The following is a 219-nucleotide window of genomic DNA, read 5'->3' as shown; positions in this document are numbered from 1 at the left end:
TTGGCTTGCCGCTTGCATCCTGCGCCTGCACGGTCGCGCCTGGCTTGCCGGTGACTTCTACGTTGCCAGTGGCTGGATCGATAGGGCCCAATTGTGGTGCCAGCAACGGTACGTCAACGTTGGTCGTGAGCGGTGGGTTGATGCCGTCATCGAGCGCCACGCCGACTTGTTGGCCGCTGGTGTTGCCTGGCAGGGTTACGGTGCCCTGACCTTTGTCGT

General features: G+C 62.6%; 1 protein-coding gene. It reads right to left on the bottom strand.

The features are described 5' to 3' along the window. Positions 1–219 (bottom strand): hypothetical protein (locus tag E4O97_RS26305; RefSeq protein ID WP_248162710.1); only part of this gene is annotated, 219 nt, incomplete at both ends.

This window comes from Pseudomonas sp. W15Feb34, assembly GCF_023127765.1.
Classification (GTDB): Bacteria; Pseudomonadota; Gammaproteobacteria; order Pseudomonadales; family Pseudomonadaceae; genus Aquipseudomonas; species Aquipseudomonas synxantha_A.
This window is presented reverse-complemented; position numbering and strand designations above follow the sequence as displayed.